16 protein-coding genes and 1 pseudogene are annotated in these 18,108 nt (G+C 74.8%); 6 read left to right on the top strand and 11 right to left on the bottom strand.

The window, feature by feature from the left end; translation table 11 throughout:
- Positions 1-561 (bottom strand): annotated as a pseudogene (locus tag CBZ_RS00155) (pentapeptide repeat-containing protein); the annotation flags it as partial.
- A 220-nt stretch (positions 562-781) separates the two neighbouring features.
- Between CBZ_RS00155 and CBZ_RS00150 the strand changes: the two are divergent.
- Both CBZ_RS00150 and CBZ_RS00145 read left to right on the top strand, forming a co-directional pair.
- The gene (locus CBZ_RS00150) at positions 782-2,044 is read left to right on the top strand and encodes a sensor histidine kinase (protein ID WP_130779603.1); all 1,263 of its coding nucleotides are present in this window, start codon (positions 782-784) and stop codon (positions 2,042-2,044) included.
- A complete protein-coding gene (locus CBZ_RS00145) occupies positions 2,041-2,718 on the top strand; it encodes a response regulator (RefSeq protein ID WP_130779602.1) in 678 nt (225 codons plus the stop codon). The genes CBZ_RS00150 and CBZ_RS00145 overlap by 4 nt, the downstream gene beginning before the upstream one ends.
- An 81-nt stretch (positions 2,719-2,799) precedes the next feature.
- Here the strand turns inward: CBZ_RS00145 and CBZ_RS00140 are convergent, their stop codons facing one another.
- Both CBZ_RS00140 and CBZ_RS00135 read right to left on the bottom strand, forming a co-directional pair.
- Positions 2,800-3,027: a hypothetical protein gene (locus tag CBZ_RS00140; protein WP_130779601.1), complete on the bottom strand. Its 228-nt coding sequence runs from the start codon at positions 3,025-3,027 to the stop codon at positions 2,800-2,802.
- A gap of 97 nt (positions 3,028-3,124) precedes the next feature.
- Positions 3,125-4,120, bottom strand: coding sequence for a DNA-3-methyladenine glycosylase family protein (locus CBZ_RS00135; protein ID WP_246012912.1), 996 nt, complete (start codon positions 4,118-4,120; stop codon positions 3,125-3,127).
- Between the two features lie 70 nt (positions 4,121-4,190).
- Between CBZ_RS00135 and CBZ_RS00130 the strand changes: the two genes are divergently transcribed.
- Both CBZ_RS00130 and CBZ_RS00125 read left to right on the top strand, forming a co-directional pair.
- Entirely contained in the window at positions 4,191-5,069 is an 879-nt protein-coding gene (locus CBZ_RS00130) for a DUF72 domain-containing protein (protein WP_218022684.1), read from the top strand.
- Complete coding sequence (locus CBZ_RS00125) at positions 5,066-5,398, top strand: STAS domain-containing protein (RefSeq protein ID WP_130779599.1); 333 nt, start codon at positions 5,066-5,068, stop codon at positions 5,396-5,398. The genes CBZ_RS00130 and CBZ_RS00125 overlap by 4 nt, the downstream gene beginning before the upstream one ends.
- A 54-nt stretch (positions 5,399-5,452) precedes the next feature.
- Here the strand turns inward: CBZ_RS00125 and CBZ_RS00120 are convergent, their stop codons facing one another.
- Positions 5,453-5,827, bottom strand: coding sequence for an RNA-binding S4 domain-containing protein (locus CBZ_RS00120; RefSeq protein ID WP_130779598.1), 375 nt, complete (start codon positions 5,825-5,827; stop codon positions 5,453-5,455).
- A 222-nt stretch (positions 5,828-6,049) separates the two neighbouring features.
- On the opposite strand from CBZ_RS00120, the gene CBZ_RS00115 reads away from it, so the two are divergent.
- Positions 6,050-7,162, top strand: a complete 1,113-nt coding sequence (locus CBZ_RS00115; protein WP_130779597.1) for a GDSL-type esterase/lipase family protein — start codon at positions 6,050-6,052, stop codon at positions 7,160-7,162.
- 80 nt (positions 7,163-7,242) lie between these two features.
- Here the strand turns inward: CBZ_RS00115 and CBZ_RS00110 are convergent, their stop codons facing one another.
- The 7 genes from CBZ_RS00110 to CBZ_RS00080 all read right to left on the bottom strand — a co-directional run bounded on the left by CBZ_RS00110 (position 7,243) and on the right by CBZ_RS00080 (position 16,832).
- Positions 7,243-7,551 carry a DUF2249 domain-containing protein gene (locus CBZ_RS00110; protein WP_130779596.1) on the bottom strand — a complete coding sequence of 103 codons (309 nt, stop codon included), beginning with the start codon at positions 7,549-7,551 and terminating at the stop codon, positions 7,243-7,245.
- A gap of 100 nt (positions 7,552-7,651) precedes the next feature.
- Positions 7,652-8,407, bottom strand: a complete 756-nt coding sequence (narI, locus tag CBZ_RS00105; RefSeq protein WP_130779595.1) for a respiratory nitrate reductase subunit gamma — start codon at positions 8,405-8,407, stop codon at positions 7,652-7,654.
- Positions 8,404-9,084, bottom strand: a complete 681-nt coding sequence (gene narJ / locus CBZ_RS00100; protein ID WP_130779594.1) for a nitrate reductase molybdenum cofactor assembly chaperone — start codon at positions 9,082-9,084, stop codon at positions 8,404-8,406. The genes narI and narJ overlap by 4 nt, the downstream gene beginning before the upstream one ends.
- Positions 9,081-10,751, bottom strand: coding sequence for a nitrate reductase subunit beta (gene narH / locus CBZ_RS00095; protein ID WP_130779593.1), 1,671 nt, complete (start codon positions 10,749-10,751; stop codon positions 9,081-9,083). The genes narJ and narH overlap by 4 nt, the downstream gene beginning before the upstream one ends.
- Positions 10,751-14,518, bottom strand: coding sequence for a nitrate reductase subunit alpha (locus CBZ_RS00090; RefSeq protein ID WP_130779592.1), 3,768 nt, complete (start codon positions 14,516-14,518; stop codon positions 10,751-10,753). The genes narH and CBZ_RS00090 overlap by 1 nt, the downstream gene beginning before the upstream one ends.
- 35 nt (positions 14,519-14,553) lie before the next feature.
- Entirely contained in the window at positions 14,554-15,864 is a 1,311-nt protein-coding gene (locus tag CBZ_RS00085; RefSeq protein ID WP_130779591.1) for an MFS transporter, read from the bottom strand.
- Positions 15,865-16,094: 230 nt separating this feature from the next.
- Complete coding sequence (locus CBZ_RS00080) at positions 16,095-16,832, bottom strand: helix-turn-helix transcriptional regulator (RefSeq protein WP_130779590.1); 738 nt, start codon at positions 16,830-16,832, stop codon at positions 16,095-16,097.
- Positions 16,833-16,918: 86 nt separating this feature from the next.
- Between CBZ_RS00080 and CBZ_RS00075 the strand changes: the two genes are divergently transcribed.
- A partial coding sequence (locus CBZ_RS00075) for a DUF8744 domain-containing protein (protein ID WP_246012910.1) occupies positions 16,919-18,108 on the top strand: 1,190 nt, incomplete at its 3' end.

Genomic DNA, 18,108 nt, shown 5'->3' with positions numbered 1-18,108 from the left:
CGCCATGAGGTCGTCGACCGCCCGGTGCAGGGCGTCGACCTGCTCGTCGCTCGGGCCGTTCCCGTGGCGCGAGCCGGGGTCCGCGCCCGGGAGGGAGGCGGCGGCGGAGGCCACGGCCGCGTCGGCGACCTCGGTCACCTGCGCGAGCGCGCGGGCCAGGTCGTCGTGCAGGCGCGCGGCCTCCGGACGGGCGAGCGTGTCGGTCAGGTACCAGGCGAGCTCGTGCAGCCGTCGCTGCGTCGCGAGGGCGCTGAACACCGCCGCGGCCGCCTGCGGGCCGTCGCGCCAGTCCGTCCCGCCGAACGCCGCCGTCACGTGCTGCCCCGCACCGAAGCAGTCGAACACGGTGCAACCCGCGAAGCCGCGCTGCCGCAGCTCGGCGTGCACGCCGCAGCGCAGGTCGTCGCGCAGGTTCGGGCAGGGGACGCCGCCGGGCTTGTCGATCGCGAAGTCGGCGGACCGGGTGAACGGCAGGCCCACGCAGCACAGCGCGGCGCACCGCGAGCAGTCCGCCGCGAGCTCGAGGACCGGGCGACCGCCGGGGGTCGTCGTGCCCGTCATGCCACCCCTCCCGCCGTGCCGTCCGACCGCGCGAGCCTACTCGGGGCATCCGGCCGAGCCGCCCCCCGCGCGCGTCCGCCGCGGCCGTCCGGGCGGCCCGGCGCGGGCGCACGCCGTCCCCGAGCCGCCCCACCGTCGGCGCCCGTCTCCACCGAAAGTCGCAGCCCTCGCCGACCGACGGCTGACCTGCGGACGCGCGGCGCTGCCTAGGCTGGTCGCCATGTCCCGCGATGCCGAGCAGCCGACGCCCGACGCGTGGCTGCACCCGCGGTGGCGCGGCTGGTCGCGCGCGTGGCGCTACCTGCTGGCCGGGACGACCGGCGCGGTGGCGTGGCTCGGGCAGGGCGTCGTCGTGAGCGCCGAGGCGCACCCCGTCCCGCACGCCGACACGGTCGCCGCGGTGATGATGCTCGACCTCGTGCTCGGCGCGGTCGCGCTCGCGCTGCTGCCGCTGCGTCGCCGGTACCCGCTCGCCGTCGCGTGCGTGACGACCGCGCTCACCGCCGTCTCCGTCGCGTCGGTCGGCGCGGCGACGTTCGCGGTGGTGTCGCTCGCGACCTGGCGGCGACGACGGTGGACCGTCGCCACCGTCGTCGTCTGGACGGCCGCGACCGTGTACTCGACGTTCGTGCACCTGCCGCGGCTGCTGGGGACCGCCGAGCCCACGCTGACGCACCTGGGCGACGTCGCACTCGGGATCGCGGTCGTCGCGATCGTGCTCGCGACCGGCCACGGCATCGCGACCCGGCGTGCGCTCGTCGCGTCGCTGCACGCCCGCGCGCAGGCCGCGGAGCGCGAGCAGGCGCTCGCGGCCGAGGTCGCGCGCGAGGCCGAGCGCACCCGCATCGCGCGCGAGATGCACGACGTCCTCGCGCACCGCATCTCGCTCGTCGCGCTGCACGCCGGGGCGCTGTCCTACCGCGAGGACCTGACGCGCGCGCAGGTCGTCGAGACCGCGGAGACGATCGCGTCCGCCGCGCACGCCGCGCTCGCGGAGCTCCGCGACGTCCTCGGCGTGCTGCGCGACCCGCTGCGCCCGGACGAGGTCGCACCCCCGCAGCCGACGCTCGCCGAGCTCCCCGCGCTGCTCGCCGAGGCGCGCGACACCGGCGCCGACGTGCGGCTCGACACCGGTGGCCTCGACCCGGTCGCCCTCGACGCCGCCGCGGGCCGGGACGCCCCCGGCGCTCTCGCCGTGTCGGCGTCGCGCAGCGCGTTCCGCATCGTGCAGGAGGCGTTGACCAACGCCCGGCGGCACGCGCCCCGTCAGCCCGTCGAGGTGCGGATCGCCGGGACACCGGGCGAGCACCTCGACGTCGAGGTCCGCAACCGGGCGTTCGCGACCGCCGCGGCGGGGCACCGGCCAGGCGTCGGGCTCGTGGGCCTCACCGAGCGGGCCACGCTCGCGGGCGGGACCCTCGAGCACGGCTACCAGGGCGACGGCACGTTCCTGGTCCACGCACGGCTGCCGTGGCCGGCATGACCGCGGTCCGGGTGGTCGTCGTCGACGACGACGCGCTGGTGCGGGCCGGCCTGCGGATGATCCTCGGCGGCGCACCCGACCTCGACGTCGTGGGCGAGGCCGCGGACGGCCTCGACGCTGTCGACGTCGTGACGCGCACTGCGCCCGACGTCGTCCTCATGGACGTGCGGATGCCGCGCCTCGACGGGCTGGGCGCCGCGCGCCGCCTGCGTGCGCAGGGGTCGACCGCGCGCATCCTCGTGCTCACGACGTTCGACGCCGACGACCTCGTGCTCACCGCGCTGCGCGAGGGTGCCGCGGGGTTCCTGCTCAAGGACACCCCGCCGGCCGACCTCGTCGCGGCGATCCGGCGCGTCGCGCTGGGCGAGCCGATGCTGTCGCCGAGCGTCACGTCGCGGCTCATCGCCGCCGTGACCGCCCCCGCCGACGACCGCCCGCGGCAGCGTGCCCGCACGCTGCTCGCGACGCTCACCGACCGCGAGCGGGAGGTCGCCGAGGCCGTCGGCGCGGGCATGAGCAACGCCGAGATCGCCGGCACGCTGTACGTGAGCGTCGCGACCGTCAAGACGCACGTGGGCAACGTCCTGGCCAAGCTCGGCGCGACGAACCGCGTGCAGATCGCGCGCTGGGTGCACGACGCCGGCACGGACGGGGACGACCCGACGGTCGCGTGACCGGGGGGTCGGGCGGTCGTCGGCGGTCGCGTCGACGACCCGGGCAGGTGACCCGTGCGGTCGCCGCGGCGGCGGGTCGGGTCAGTCGTCCTCGAGCGCCGGCAGGATCGTCGTCGGGATCATGAACGCGAGCGTCACCGCGAGGATCGCGCCGACGAAGGTCCACCGGCTCCAGTCCTCGCCCGTGAACGAGACCGCGAACAGCACGATCCCGGCGGCGAAGGCCACGAAGGCGAAGAACGCCCCGACCGCCCGCCCGGCCGACTCGGTCCGCTCCTCGTCACGCGGTGCGATCACCGGATACGTCATGGGACACCTCCTCGTCGCCGTCATCCTGCCCCGGTCCGCGCGGCCGGTCCAGCCGGGCAGCGCGCGCCGGGGCGTCCCGTCGGTCCCGACCGGGCGGTCAGCGCAGCGGCAGCGCGCGCGGCGAGCGCGGGCCGAACCGTGGCGCCTGTGACGCCTGCGTGATCTCCAGCAGCCGGACCACGCGCTGGCGGTGCCCGCGCCACGGCTCCAGCAGCGCGAGCATCCCGTCGTCGTCCGTGCGGTGACCCGTCAGGGCCCACCCGACCAGGTGCGCCAGGTGGAAGTCGCCGACCGAGACCGCGTCGGCGTCGCCGAGCGCCCGCGCGGTCGTCTCCGCGACCGTCCACGGTCCGATGCCCCGCACCGCCAGGAACCGCCGGCGGGCGTCGGGAAGCGGCATCGTCACGGTCTCGTCGAGGCGCCGGCCGACGGCCGCGGCCCGCTGCACGGTCGACGAGCGCTGGTGGTCGACCCCGGCCTGCCGCCACTCCCACACGGGCATCGCGGCCCACACCGACCACGGCGGCGGGACGCGCAGGCTCGCGGGGACCGGTCCGGGTGCCCGCTCGCCGTGCCGCGTGACGAGCCTGCGCCACGCGGCGCGCGCGTCGATCCCCACGACGCGCTGCTCCAGGACGGCCGGCACGAGCGACGCGAGGACGTCGCCCGCGAACGGGACGCGCAGCCCCGGCAGGCGACGGTGAGCGTCGCGGACGACCGGGTGCAGCGAGGCGTCGAAACCTGAGGGGTCGTCGCGCGCGCCGAGCAGGTCGGGCACCGCCGCGACCGCACGCTCGGCGCCCGGACCCCATGCCGCCACGTGCACGCCGTCGCGGTGCACCGCGAGCCGCCGGGTCGCGGGGCCGTCCGGCGTGGCCGTCGCCTGCCACACCGCGCCGTCGGGGGACGTCCACCAGCACGGGTCGCCCGAGCCGCGCCGCAGCGGGGCGAGGGTGCGCCGGACGTCGAGGCGGTGGGCGGGCCGGTAGACGTCGGTCCGTGCGGGCGCCTCGGCGGGTCCGGGCTGGTCCGCGGGCACGTCGCCGGGGACGTCCCGAGGTACCTCCCGGGAGGCGGCGCGGTCGAGGGGCACGGCTCCAGTGTGCGCTCCCGTGCCGGGATGCCAGGATGCCGGGCCGCCGGGGGCGGTGCAGGCTTGGCCGGTGGCCATCCGGGTCGGCATCAGCGGCTGGCGCTACGCCCCGTGGCGCGGCGTCTTCTACCCGCGCGGCCTGCCGCAGCGCCAGGAGCTCGAGTTCGCCGCCGAGCGGATGACGACGATCGAGGTCAACGGGTCGTTCTACGCGCTGCAGCGGCCCGACAGCTACCGCGCGTGGGCGCAGGCGACGCCCGACGACTTCGTGCTGTCGGTCAAGGGCCCCCGGTTCGTCACGCACCTGAAGAAGCTCGCCGACGTCGGCACGCCGCTCGCCAACTTCTTCGCCAGCGGCCTGCTGGCGCTCGGGCCGAAGCTCGGTCCCGTGCTGTGGCAGCTCCCGCCGACCCTCGGCTACGACCCCGACCGGCTGGCCGCGTTCTTCGCGCAGCTGCCCCGCACGACGCAGGCGGCCGCGGAGCTCGCGACCGCGCACGACGAGCGGCTCGACGGGCGCGCGTGGACGACCACCGACGCCGACCGTCCCGTCCGGCACGTGATGGAGGTCCGGCACGCGACCTTCGAGACGCCCGGGTTCGTCGAGCTGCTGCGGGCGCACGACGTCGGGCTCGTCGTCGCCGACACCGCGGGACGCTGGCCCGTGATGCACGACGTGACGTCCGACGTCGTCTACGTGCGCCTGCACGGCGACACCGAGCTGTACGTCAGCGGCTACGACGACGCCGCGCTCGACCGCTGGGCCGCGCGCCTGCGGGTGTGGGAGGCGGGCGGCGAGCCGGCCGGGGCGCGGACGCTCGCCGGCCCCGCGGCGCCGTCGGCGGGACGGGACGTCTTCGTCTACTTCGACAACGACGTCAAGGTGCGCGCACCGCTCGACGCGATGGCCCTCGAGCGGCGCCTCGGGCTGCGGACGGTCGCGGCGTGACCGGCGCGAACGGCGTGGTCGACCTCGCGTCCGACGGCACGACGCTGCACGTGGTGCTCCGCGGGGCCGTCGACCTCGCGGTCCGGGAGTCGGCGCACGACGTGTGGGCGGCCCTCGCGGCCGGCGGCGAGGGGGCGGTCGCGGTCGACTGCCGCGACGTGACGTTCATGGACTCCACCGGCCTGTCGGTGCTGGTCCGGCTGGTGCGGGACGCGCGGGCGGCGGGGCGTGCGGTCCGGCTGGTCGGCGCGAGCCGGCAGGTGACGGAGGTGCTCGCGGTGACCGGCGTCGACGAGTGGATGCGCGTGCAGGGCGTCGAGGGCGTCTGACCTGCAGGGGCCCCGGGAACCGGTCGGCGTCGACCGGCCCGCGGGGGCGGCGTGTCAGTGGCCGCGCAGGCGCTCGATGAGCCGGCGGTCGCGCTTGGTCGGGCGGCCCGCGCCGCGGTCGCGCTGCGCGACGAGCGCCCGGTGCTCCTTGGGCGGAACGACGGGGGAGCGGTCGAGGTAGCAGCCGACCGCGACGTCCGCGCCGACGCGCTTGACGATGAGCCGCTGCACGAGCACGACGCGCTCACGCTCGCCGCCGCGCACGTGCACCTCGTCACCCGGCACGACCATCGTCGCGGGCTTGGCGCGCACCCCGTTGACCCGCACGTGGCCCGCACGGCACGCGGCGCCCGCGGCGGACCGGGTGGGGAACAGCCGCACCGCCCACGTCCACGCGTCGACGCGTGCTCGGGTCACCTCCGCCGCCATGGTCCCGAGCCTCTCACGTCGCCGCCGGCGGTCGACGGGTCCGGAAGTCGATGCCCCGGCGCGGGCGTGCGTCCTGCGCCCGATCTCGACGACGAAAGGCTTCGTCGAAGCGCTCCACCTGGCCCCGCGAGGCCCGCACCAGCACGCTTCGCCTGTGGCGGGCCGCGGACGTCCCGCCGCGCGCGGGACCCTCCCGCGCGCAGTCCACGGGAGGACACGACGATGACGACGACGCTCTCGCGACGGCTCGCGAGCGCCCTGGCCGCGCTGCTGCTCCTGCTGGTCGGCGCGCTCGCGCTGGCCGGTCCGACGCAGGCCGCCGACCCGGTCCGGATCATGGCGCTCGGCGACTCGATCACCGGCAACCCGGGCTGCTGGCGCGCGCTGCTGTGGCAGAAGCTCCAGCAGAACGGGTACACGAACATCGACATGGTCGGCACGCTGCCCGCGCAGGGCTGCGGGTTCGCGCACGACGGCGACAACGAGGGCCACGGCGGCTTCCTCGTGACGAACGTCGCGGCGCAGAACCAGCTCGTGCCGTGGCTGGCCGCGACCGACCCCGACGTCGTCGTCATGCACTTCGGCACGAACGACGTGTGGAGCAACCGCTCGACGCAGGAGATCCTCGCGGCCTACACGACGCTCGTGCAGCAGATGCGCGCGAGCAACCCGCAGATGAAGGTCCTCGTCGCGCAGATCATCCCCGTCGCCCCGCCGACGTGCACCGAGTGCCCCGGCCGGACGGCCGCCCTCAACGCCGCGATCCCCGCGTGGGCCGCGGGCCTGACGACGGCCGCGTCGCCGGTCACGGTCGTCGACCAGGCGACCGGGTGGGTGCCCGCGACCGACACGTACGACGGCGTGCACCCCGGCGACGCGGGCATCGTCAAGCTCGCCGACCGGTGGTACCCGGCGCTCGCGGCTGCGATCTCGGGCACGACCCCGACGCCGACGACCACGCCGACGCCGACCGTGACGCCCACGCCGACCCCGACGGTCACCCCGACGCCGACCCCCACGCCGACCGCGACCCCCGGCAGCGCGGCCTGCACCGCCAGCTGGACGGTCGCGAGCCAGTGGCCCGGCGGCTTCGTCGTCAACGTCCGGGTGACCGCGACCGGCGGGCCGGTCACGTCGTGGAAGGTCACCGCGACGCTCCCGAACGGCACCGTGGCGAACGCGTGGAGCTCGTCGCACTCGAGCAGCGGCTCGACCGCGACGTTCACCAACGCGGCGTGGAACGGGTCGCTCAACCCCGGCCAGTACACGGAGTTCGGCTTCCAGGGCACGGGCACGGGGACCACGTCGGCGCTCACCTGCACCGCGTCCCGCTGAGCCCGGACGCGACGACGGCGGCGGCGAGACCTTCCCCGGTCCTCGCCGCCGCCGTCGGGCGTGCGGGTCTGTCGTGCGCGTCAGGCGACGCGCGTGATCTTCACGTGCCAGGCCTCGGGGCCGTCGATGAGCACCTCGGTCTCGATCGGGGCGCGCTCGGCGAGCTGCGCGAGCAGCGGGCGCGGCAGGTGCGGCGCGACGAGGATGAGCGAGGCCCCGGGGGCGATCGCCTCGAACGCGCCGAAGACGGTCGCGTGCCGGATGGCGTGCGGGATCGCGCGGACGTCGAGGACCGGGTCGGCCTCGTCGTGGCCGCCGCAGCCGCAGCTGTGGCCGGCGGGCTCCGCGACGGGGGCGGTGGTGAGGATCTCGACGTTCTCGGCAGCCATGGGGTTCTCCTTCGTTCCGGTGCGGGTCGTGCCAGTCGTGCCAGTCGTGCAGGTCGTGCGGTCGGGGGACGGTGTCCCGGACGGCCCGGTCGTCAGCGTGTCACCGGTGCTCGGCCGGTGCCCCGGGACGTTCGGCCCGTTCCCAGCCAGGGCGTGTGACGCGCGTCCCACGCTGGGGGTCGCGGGTCCGGTAGACGACGTACGGGCGCACCAGGTAGCCCACGGGTGCGGACAGGACGTGCACGAGGCGCGTGAACGGCCAGATCGCGAACAGGAGCATCGCGGACAGCACGTGGGCCTGGAACATGCCGGGCACGTCGGTCATGAGGGTCGCGTCGGGGCGCAGCGACATCAGGCCGCGGATCCACGGCGCGATCGAGCCGCGGTAGTCGTACCCGCCGCCGAAGACCTGGAACAGCGCGGTCGCGGCGGTGCCGCAGAACAGGGTGACGCCGAGGACGACGTACATGACCTTGTCGGACGTCGTGGTGGCGCGCCGGACGGCGGCGACGACGCGCCGCCGGTAGACGAGGATCGCGAGCCCCGCGATCGTCAGGACGGCCGCGACGCTCCCGGCCCACGTCGCGACCAGGTGGTACGCGTGCTCGTGGATCCCGACCGCCTCCAGCCACGCGCGGGGGATGAGTAGGCCGACGACGTGCCCGCCGATGACCATGAGGATCCCGATGTGGAACATCGGCGACCCGATGCGCAGCAGCCGGCTCTCGTGCACCTGCGACGAGCGGGTGGTCCAGCCGAACTGGTCGTGCCGGTAGCGCCAGACGTGCCCGACGACGAACACGGTCGCGGCGACGTACGGCACCACGACCCACAGCAGCACCGCGGTGGTCGTCATGCGGGCACCTCCGAGCGGCTCGACGGGAAGGTGGGGAAGGGCAGCAGGGGTGCGGACAGCCCGACGGTCTCGCCGGGCGGGCCGGACGCGACGAGCGCGGCGAACCGTTCGGCGGTCGCGTCGTCGACCGCGGGCAGGGTGCGGCAGACGGCGTCGAGCAGGTGCGCGTACGGGCTCGGGACGGAGTGCAGCGCGGACCGCAGGACCTCCAGGCCCTCGCGGTGGGTGCCGAGCAGCGCGTCGGTCACGGGCCCGGGTGCGCGTGCGGACAGCTCGAGGATGTTCGGCAGGTAGTCGGGCAGCTCGTCGTCGTGCGGCTCGAACCCGCACGCCCGGTACGCCTCGCGGCAGGTCACGAGCGCCATGCCGCGGCGCCGGGTGTCGCCCGACGAGTAGTACGTGAGGTAGAGCGCGCAGCGTCGCCGCAGGTCGAACGTCGTGACGTAGTGCGCCTGCTGCTCGGCGAGGCTCATCGCCGCGACCGCGTCGAGGTGCGCCGTGAACGACGCGGTGACCGTGCGGGGCAGCGTCTCGACGGACGCCCGCACGACGTCGACGTTCGCCCGCACGTCCTCGTCCGGGTAGTCGAGCAGCATCGCCGCGGCCAGGTGCGCGACGGACCGCTCGCCCGTCGTCACGCGCACCGGGTCGAGGAACGGCAGGCTCCGGCGGCTCACGCGTGGGCCTCCGTCGGCCCGTCGCCGTACCCGGGCTGCCCGGGCGCAGGCGGGAACAGGCCCGCCTCGCCCTTGTTGCCGCCCCAGTTGAGCAGGTTGACGCGCGCCGGGGTCTCGGCCCGCTGCGTCGAGGGGTGGAACGACTCGACGCCCACGGTCCCCGCGAGGGCCGAGGGCCGCACGCCGCGCGGTCCGCCCATCCCGGGGCCGCCCTCGCCGTCGAGCGAGCAACCCAGCCCGGCCTCGGCGATCTCGTCGAGCGCGCGGGCGCTCTCGGCGTGCGCGGGCGGGATGACGTACCGGTCCTCGTACTTCGCGATCGCGAGCAGCCGGTACATGGCCTCGACCTCGTCGGCGGTCATCCCGACGGACCCGGCGATGCGCGGGTCCTGCTCGGTGCCGAGGTTGACGTTGCGCATGTGCGCCCGCATCGCGGCCAGGCGCCGCAGGACGGCCGTGACGGGCCGGGTGTCGCCCGCGGTGAACAGCCCCGCGAGGTACTCGACGGGGATGCGCAGCCGGTCGATCGCGGCGAACAGCGTCCGGGCGTCCTCGCCGTCGTTGCCCGAGCCGGACACGACGTCGACGACGGGCGACAGCGGCGGGACGTACCAGACCATCGGCATCGTCCGGTACTCGGGGTGCAGCGGCAGGGCCACCTCGAACTTCGAGATGAGAGCCCAGACGGGCGACCGCTGGGCGGCGAGCACCCAGTCGAGCGGGATGCCGTCGCGCTGGGCGGCCTCGACGACCTCGGGGTCGTCGGGGTCGAGCAGCACGGACCGCTGCGCGGCGAGCAGCTCCGCCGGGTCCTCGACGGACGCGGCCTCCAGCACGCGGTCGGCGTCGTACAGCACGAGCCCGAGGTAGCGCAGCCGCCCGACGCACGTCTCCGAGCACACGGTCGGCAGGCCGACCTCGAGGCGCGGGTAGCACATCGTGCACTTCTCGGCCTTGCCCGTGACGTGGTTGAAGTAGACCTTCTTGTACGGGCAGCCCGACACGCACATGCGCCAGCCGCGGCACGCGTCCTGGTCGACGAGCACGATGCCGTCCTCGGCGCGCTTGTACATCGCGCCCGACGGGCACGACGCGACGCACGACGGGTTGAGGCAGTGCTCGCAGATGCGCGGCAGGTAGAACATGAAGGCGCTCTCGAGCTCGGCCTTCACGCGGTCGCTCATCTGCGCCAGGACGGGGTCCTTCGCCATCGTCGCCGCCGACCCGCCCAGGTCGTCGTCCCAGTTCGCCGACCAGGTGATCTTCGTGTCCTCGCCCGTGATGAGGGACTTCGGGCGGGCCACGGGCGTGTGCTCGCCCTGCGGGGCCGACAGCAGGACGTCGTAGTCGTACGTCCACGGCTCGTAGTAGTCGCTCACCTCGGGGAGCCGGGGGTTGGCGAAGATGTGCGACAGCTTGGTGAACCGGCCTCCCGAACGCAGGCGCAGCCGGCCCCGCTTGTTGCGCACCCAGCCGCCGCCCCAGCGGTCCTGGTCCTCGTAGGTGCGCGGGTACCCCTGGCCGGGGCGGGTCTCGACGTTGTTGAACCAGACGTACTCGACGCCCTCGCGGTTCGTCCACGCCTGCTTGCACGTCACCGAGCAGGTGTGGCACCCGATGCACTTGTCGAGGTTCATGACCATCGCCATCTGCGCCATGACCTTCATCAGTACGTCACCTCCTGCGAGCGGCGGCGGATCGTCGTGACCTCGTCGCGCTGGTTGCCGGTCGGGCCCAGGTAGTTGAAGGCGAAGGACAGCTGCGCGTACCCGCCGACCAGGTGGCTCGGCTTGAGCAGCACCCGGGTCAGGGAGTTGTGGATGCCGCCGCGCAGCCCCGACGTCTCCGAGCGGGGGACGTCGACCGTGCGGTCCTTCGCGTGGTACATGAACACCGTCCCGGCGGGCATGCGGTGCGAGACAACCGCCCGCGCGACGACGACGCCGTTGCGGTTGTACGCCTCGACCCACTCGTTGTCGGTGACGCCGATGGTCGCGGCGTCCTGCGGGGACATCCAGATCGTCGGGCCGCCGCGGGACAGCGTGAGCATGTGCAGGTTGTCCTGGTACTCCGAGTGGATGGACCACTTGGAGTGCGGGGTCAGGTAGCGGACGGCGACCTCGGCGTGCCCCTCGGAGCCGGGTGCGCCGGACGCGTCGGTCGAGCCCGGGCGGGCGTCGCCGAACAGCCGGTGCAGGTCGAGCGGTGGCCGGTAGACCGGCAGGTTCTCGCCGAGCTCGCTCATCCAGTCGTGGTCGAGGAAGAAGTGCTGGCGGCCCGTGAGGGTGTGCCACGGCTTGAGGTGCTCGACGTTGATCGTGAACGCCGAGTACCGCCGCCCGCCGTGCTCCGACCCGGACCACTCGGGCGACGTGACGACGGGCACGGGCCGCGCCTGCACGTCGGGGAAGGTGATCCGCTTGCCCTCGTGGTCGCGGGCCAGCGACGCGAGCTCGGTGCCGGTGCGCTTCTCGACGCGCTCGAAGCCCTGCACCGCGAGCCGGCCGTTGGTCGTGCCGGACAGCGCGAGGATCGTCTCGCACACGTGCTTGGCGTCGTCGAGGCGCGGCTGCCCCGCAGCGACGCCGTCCCGGACGGTCCCGTTGACGCGGCCGAGCTCGGCGACCTCGACGTCGGGGGAGAACGCGACGCCCTTGGTCACCATGCCGACCTTCGCGGTGAGCGGGCCGAGGGCCGCCCACCGGTCGGCGAGCGTCGCGTAGTCGCGCTCGACGACGACGAGCTTCGGCATCGAGACGCCCGGCACGCGGCCCATCGCCTCGGGCACGGCGCCGTGCGGCGTCGCGAGCTCGTCGGGGGTGTCGTGCAGCAGCGGGACCGCGACGAGGTCCTCGCGCGTGCCCAGGTGGTCGACGGCGAGGTCCTGGAACGCGCGTGCGAGCGTGTGGAAGATGTCGAAGTCCGTGCGCGTCTGCCACGGGGGCGCGATGGCCGGGTTGAACGAGTGCACGAACGGGTGCATGTCGGTGGTCGACAGGTCGTGCTTCTCGTACCAGGTCGCCGCGGGCAGGACGACGTCGCTGAAGAGCGTGGTCGACGTCATCCGGAAGTCGCTCGTGACGAGCAGGTCGAGCTTGCCGCGCGGGGCCTCGTCCCGCCAGGTCATCGACTGCGGCCGCCGGTCCGGCTCGGACTCGGGGGCGCGCACGGCCGAGTCGGTGCCGAGCAGGTGCCGCAGGAAGTACTCGTTGCCCTTGCCCGACGAGCCGAGCAGGTTCGCCCGCCACACGGTGAGCACGCGCGGGAAGTTCGCCGGGTCGTCCGGGTCCTCGCACGCGTAGCGCAGGCGCCCGGCGTCGAGCTCGTCGACGACGTGCTGCGCGGGGTCGACACCCTTCTCCCGGGCCTCGGCGACGAGGTCGAGGGGGTTGCGGTCGAACGTCGGGTACGACGGCATCCAGCCGCGCTGCGCGCTCTCCACCAGGCAGTCGGCGGTGGTCCGCCCCGCGAACCGGCCCTCGGCCAGCGGCGACGCCAGGGCGTCGGCGGGCAGGCCGTCGTAGCGCCACTGGTCGGTCGCGAGGTACCAGAACGCGGTGCCGATCATCTGCCGCGGCGGCCGCACCCAGTCGAGCCCGAACGCGTACTGCGCCCAGCCCGTCACGGGCCGGCACTTCTCCTGCCCGACGTAGTGCGCCCAGCCGCCGCCGTTGACGCCCTGGCAGCCGGTCATCGACATGAGCGCGAGGAACGTGCGGTAGATCGTGTCCGAGTGGAACCAGTGGTTGGTGCCCGCGCCCATGAGGATCATCGAGCGCCCGCCCGAGTCCTCGGCGTTCTGCGCGATCTCCCGCCCGATCCGGGCCGCCGCCTCGGCGGGGACTGACGTGATCTCCTCCTGCCAGGCGGGCGTGCCGGGCGACGACGCGTCGTCGTAGCCCGTCGGCCACGTGCCGGGCAGGCCGTCGCGGCCCACGCCGTACTGCGCGAGCAGCAGGTCGAACACGGTCGTCACGACCTGGTCGCCCAGGCGCGTCACGGGCACGCCGCGGCGCACGACGCCCGCACCGCCCTGGTGCTCGGCGCCCGCCTCGGGGGCGAGGTCGAAGCGCGGCAGGTCGACGGCGACGGCGTCCTCTCCCGCCGCAGCGCCGCGGACGTCGCGGATCGACAGCACGGGCTCGACGTCGCCCAGGTCGAGGTTCCACCGCCCCTCCTGCGCGGGGTCGAAGCGTCGACCGAGCGACCCGTTCGGTACGTGCGGCGTGCCGTCGGCGTCGAGGACGACCGTCATGAACGCCGCGTCGCGGGCCTGCGCGTCGTCGCCTGCCGCCGCGCCCAGCACGTCCGCCGTGAGGAACTTGTCGGGCACCCACGCGTCACCGCGCTGCTTGAGGGTGATGAGGTGCGACGCGTCGGTGAACTTCCGCAGGTAGTCCGCGAACCGCTCGGTGCGCCGCTCGACGAGGAACTCGCGCAGCACGACGTGCCCCATCGCGAACGCCAGCGCGCCGTCCGTGCCGGGGTGCGGGGCCAGCCACTCGTCGGCGAGCTTGGTGTTCGCCGCGTAGTCGGGCGACACGGCGACGACCTTCTGGCCGCGGTAGCGCGCCTCCGCGAGGAAGTGCGCGTCCGGCGTCCGTGTCACCGGGACGTTGGAGCCCCACATGACCAGGTACGACGCGTTCCACCAGTCCGCCGACTCGGGGACGTCGGTCTGGTCGCCGAACACCTGCGGGGACGCGACGGGCAGGTCCGCGTACCAGTCGTAGAACGACAGCATCGTGCCGCCGAGCATCGAGACGAACCGCGCCCCGGACCCGTGCGACACCATCGACATCGCCGGGATGGGGGAGAACCCCGCGACCCGGTCCGGCCCGTACTCCTTGATGGTGTGCACGTGCGCGGCGGCGACGATCTCGGAGGCCTCGGCCCACGTCGCCCGGACCAGCCCGCCCTTGCCGCGCGCCGACTTGTACGCGCGCGCCGTCTCCGGGTCGGACGTGACCTGCGCCCACGCCGCGACCGGGTCGCCCGTGCGGGCCTTCGCCTCGCGGTACGCGCGCAGCAGCACGCCGCGCACGTACGGGTAGCGCACGCGCGTCGGCGAGTACGTGTACCAGGAGAACGACGCGCCGCGCGGGCACCCCCGCGGCTCGTACTCGGGGGAGTCCGGGCCGACCGACGGGTAGTCGGTCTGCTGCGTCTCCCACGTGATGATGCCGTCCTTGACGTACACCTGCCACGAGCACGAGCCCGTGCAGTTCACGCCGTGCGTCGAGCGCACCACCTTGTCGTGCGACCAGCGGTCCCGGTAGAACGCGTCGCCCTTGCGACCGCCCTCGAGGAACAGGCTGCGCAGGTCCGGCGACACCGTGCCGGGGCGCAGGCGCGAGCCGATCCGCAGGAGCGCGTCGACGGCGGGGTGGTCGGTGCCCGCGGGTGAGGCGGGACCGGGCTGGCGAGGGGGCACGGGGACCTCCGGGGGGAGAGGGACGGCCGGACGGGTCAGCTGGGGCGCGGGGCGCCCGGTCGGGCGTACTGCACCCAGGTCAGGACGGTGCAGGCCGCGAAGTACACGGCGCAGCCGACGAAGAACGCCGTGGGCGACCACGCGGAGAGGGCCATGCCGACCAGGAACGGCCCGAACGCGGCGCACGCCGACGTGAACCCGATGACACCGCCCGCACGACGGCGGTCGAAGATCATCGGCATCTGCTTGAACGTGCCCGCGTTGCCGATGCCCGCGAACGTGAAGATCAGCAGCATCCCCGCGAGGAACCAGCCGAACGAGCTGGTGTCGGTCGGGCGCAGGAAGAACAGCGTGAAGACCGTGCTCACCGTCATCCCGATGCCGGACACGAGCGTCCACACGGCGCCGCCGAACCGGTCGCACAGCGGGCCCCACGCAGCGCGGGTGATCGAGCCGAGGAGCGGGCCGAGGAACGCGAACTTCAGCGGGTCGGGGGCGTTCTCGAAGCCGCCGAACAGGTTGAGGGTGAGCAGGCCGAGCTGCGCGGCGAAGCCGGAGAACGCGCCGAACGTCATGACGTAGATCGCCGTCATGAACCACGTGTGCCGGTCGCGGAAGATGTCCATCTGCTCGCGGAGGTTCGCGGTCACCGGGACGCGCTTGAGGTAGAGCGCCGCGAGGCCGATCCCGAGCAGCACCCACGGCACGAGGACGAGGCCCGCGTTGTGCAGCCACAGGTCACCGCCGCCGTCGGCCTTCTCCTGCGGCGTCAGCGCGGCCGTGCCGAGCAGGCCGAAGCCGATGACCCACGGCACGAGGAACTGGATGAGGCTCACGCCGAAGTTGCCCAGCCCGGCCTGCAGGCCCAGCGCGGTGCCGGCCATCCGCTTCGGGAAGAAGTAGCTCGTCGACGGCATGAACCCCGCGAACGCGCCGCCGCCCAGGCCCGCCGCCACGGCGAGCAGCAGGAGCACCGAGTACGGCGTGGAGGGGTCCCGGACCGCCATCGTCCAGCCCGCCATCGGCAGCAGCATGAGCGTCGCCGTGCCCCCGACCAGGGTGCGCGTCCCGAGCACCGGCGGCAGGAACGTGTACGCCATCCGGAACAGGCCGCCGGCCAGGCCCGGGATCGCGACGAGCCAGTACAGCTGCTCCTTCGACAGGTCGTACCCGATGACGTTGAGCCGCGGCGCGATCGCGCTCACGAGGTACCAGACGCAGAACGCGAGCGTCAGGTTGTACGTCGTGATCCACAGCGTCCGCCACGCGAGCTTCTTGTCCCACGTGGACTCGTCCTCGGGGTTCCAGTTCGCGAGGTCGGGCGCGAGCGTCGTCGGTGCGGCCATCGGGTCCTCCTGATGCGTCGGGGGAGCGTCGGGGTGTGACGCTGCCGTTCCCCTCGGCGTGAGCATCCCGGGCCGGCCGCGACCCGCTCCAGCGCGAGTGCCGTGGAAAAGCCACCGGCCCTCCCGACCCGCTCGTCCGCACGACGACCCCGTCGTGGTGCCCGGATGCACGGCGTGTGCGGGCACCAGGACGGGGTCGTGGTGGGGGTGGGGCGAGAGGGCGTGCCCGGTCAAGAGGTGGTGGCGGCAGCGACCGCGGGGACCTGCGCGCGCAGCTCCAGGACGCAGTGGTGCGGCTCGACGAACGGGTGCAGCGCCGCCGCCTCGACCGGTCCGCCGACGGCGTCCAGGACGCCCTGCGCGAGGCCCAGGTGCACGCTGCACACGATGTCCGGGCGCTCGCGGGCCAGGTCGAGGAACGGGCAGCGCCACAGGTGGAACCGCAGCGGCTCGTCCTCCAGGTCGGGGTCGAAGCCCAGCCGGTCGAGGTGCGCGGTGAGCGCGTCGAGCTGACGCTGCTCGGGCGGCAGGTCGGGAGCGGGACGCGGCGACGGGGTCTGCACGGCCGCCACCGCCCGGGCGGCGAGGTCACGGCCCGCGGCGCGCGCCGACTCGGGGACCGACTCGACCGTCCGGCCGTAGCCGGCCAGCAGGACACGGCTCAGCGCGGCCCCGGCGATCGCGTCCTCCAGCCGCCGGGCCGCGACGGGGTCCGTGCGGACGTCCTGCGACGTGATCGCGCGGTAGACGATCCGCGGGCGGCCGCGCGTCGTGCGGACCTCGGGCTCACGGTGCACGAACCCGTCGAGGACCAGGCGCTGCAGGTGCTCGCGCGCCGTGTTCTCGTGCAGGCCGGTCCGGTCGGCGAGGTCGCCGACGGTCTGCGGGCCGCCGCTCTGCAGCAGGTGCAGCAGGTCCACGCGGCTGCCCGAGCCGAGCGTGCGTGCTGCCGCTGTGCGTCGGGACATGGGCCGATCATCGTGGCCCCGGGTCGGCCCCGGCTCGGGACCTCCGTCCCATCCGCAGGTGGGGGAGGGAAATCTACGGTCGAGCCGTGGAAACCCGTGACCTGCGTGGACGAGTGGCGCTCATGGTGCCCGTGGCCGTCGCGCTCCTCGCCGGCCTCGACGCCGCGCTGGTGCTGCTCGGCCTGCCCGCGCCCGTCACGACCGACCGTCTGCCCGACGTGCACGGCGCGCTCATGGTGCTCGGGTTCGTCGGCGCGCTCGTCGCGCTGGAGCGGGCCGTGGCCGTCGGTCGCCCGCTCGGCTACCTGTCGCCCGCGCTGCTGGGCGTCGGCGGGCTGCTGCTGCTCACCCCGCTGCCGCTGGCCGCCGGTCGCGCCGCCCAGCTCGGCGGGACGCTCGCGCTCGTCGGGCTGTACGGCGTCGTGTGGCGGCGCCAGGCGGCCGCCGCCGTCGCCGTGCAGGGCCTCGCGGCGCTTCTCGCGGTCGGCTCCGCGGTGCTGTGGCTCGGCGACGTGCCCGTGCCCCGGCTCGTGCCGTGGTGGGTCGGGTTCCTCGTGCTCACCGTCGCCGGCGAGCGCCTCGAGCTCATGCGCGTCGCCGCGCCGCCGCCCGTCGCCGAGCGCGGGGTCGTCGGCGCCGCCCTGGCGTTCCCCGTCGCCGCGGCCGTCGCGCTGCTGGCACCCGGCGTCGGCTACGCGCTGCTCGGCGCGACGCTGCTCGTCCTCGTCGGGTTCCTCGTCCGGTACGACGTCGCGCGCCGCACGGTGCGGGCCACCGGCCTGCCGCGGTTCATGGCCGTCGCGATGCTCGCCGGGTACGCCTGGCTCGCCGTCGCCGGCGGGCTGTGGCTGCTGCGCGGGCCGCTGCTGGCCGGACCCGGCTACGACGCCGTCCTGCACGCCGTGTTCCTCGGCTTCGTCCTCTCGATGGTCATGGCGCACGCGCCCGTGATCCTGCCGGCGGTCCTGCGCCGCCCGCTGCCGTACCGCGCCGCCATGTACGGGCCGCTCGTCGCGCTGCACGTCACGCTCGCCCTCCGCGTGGCGGTCGGCGACTCTCGCGACCTGCCCGTCGTCGTGCAGGTCGGCGGCGTCGGCAACATCCTCGCCGTCCTCGCGTTCCCCGTCGTCGCGGTCCTGTCCGCACGCGCGGCGGCGCGGGCGAAGGCCGCGTCCGGGCGTGCGCGCACCACGGCCCGTGCGGCGGATGAGCCCGCGGCCGCTCCCACCGACGGGGTGGCTCCCCCCGACCGTCCCGCCGCCGCTCCCGCTGACGC

It is taken from the genome of Cellulomonas biazotea (genome assembly GCF_004306155.1).
Classification (GTDB): Bacteria; Actinomycetota; Actinomycetes; order Actinomycetales; family Cellulomonadaceae; genus Cellulomonas; species Cellulomonas biazotea.
The sequence above is the reverse complement of the archived record's forward strand: the minus strand, read 5'-3'. Positions and strand labels throughout refer to the sequence as shown.

Bases quoted from the DNA above. Each gene is read 5' to 3' on its own strand.
- narH (WP_130779593.1), bottom strand. From the start codon at position 10,751: ATGAAGGTCATGGCGCAGATGGCGATGGTCATGAACCTCGACAAGTGC.
- CBZ_RS00120 (WP_130779598.1), bottom strand. From the start codon at position 5,827: ATGGCGGCGGAGGTGACCCGAGCACGCGTCGACGCGTGGACGTGGGCG.
- CBZ_RS00150 (WP_130779603.1), top strand. From the start codon at position 782: ATGTCCCGCGATGCCGAGCAGCCGACGCCCGACGCGTGGCTGCACCCG.
- CBZ_RS00140 (WP_130779601.1), bottom strand. From the start codon at position 3,027: ATGACGTATCCGGTGATCGCACCGCGTGACGAGGAGCGGACCGAGTCG.
- narI (WP_130779595.1), bottom strand. From the start codon at position 8,407: ATGACGACCACCGCGGTGCTGCTGTGGGTCGTGGTGCCGTACGTCGCC.
- CBZ_RS00085 (WP_130779591.1), bottom strand. From the start codon at position 15,864: ATGGCCGCACCGACGACGCTCGCGCCCGACCTCGCGAACTGGAACCCC.
- CBZ_RS00110 (WP_130779596.1), bottom strand. From the start codon at position 7,551: ATGGCTGCCGAGAACGTCGAGATCCTCACCACCGCCCCCGTCGCGGAG.
- CBZ_RS00115 (WP_130779597.1), top strand. From the start codon at position 6,050: ATGACGACGACGCTCTCGCGACGGCTCGCGAGCGCCCTGGCCGCGCTG.
- CBZ_RS00145 (WP_130779602.1), top strand. From the start codon at position 2,041: ATGACCGCGGTCCGGGTGGTCGTCGTCGACGACGACGCGCTGGTGCGG.
- CBZ_RS00080 (WP_130779590.1), bottom strand. From the start codon at position 16,832: ATGTCCCGACGCACAGCGGCAGCACGCACGCTCGGCTCGGGCAGCCGC.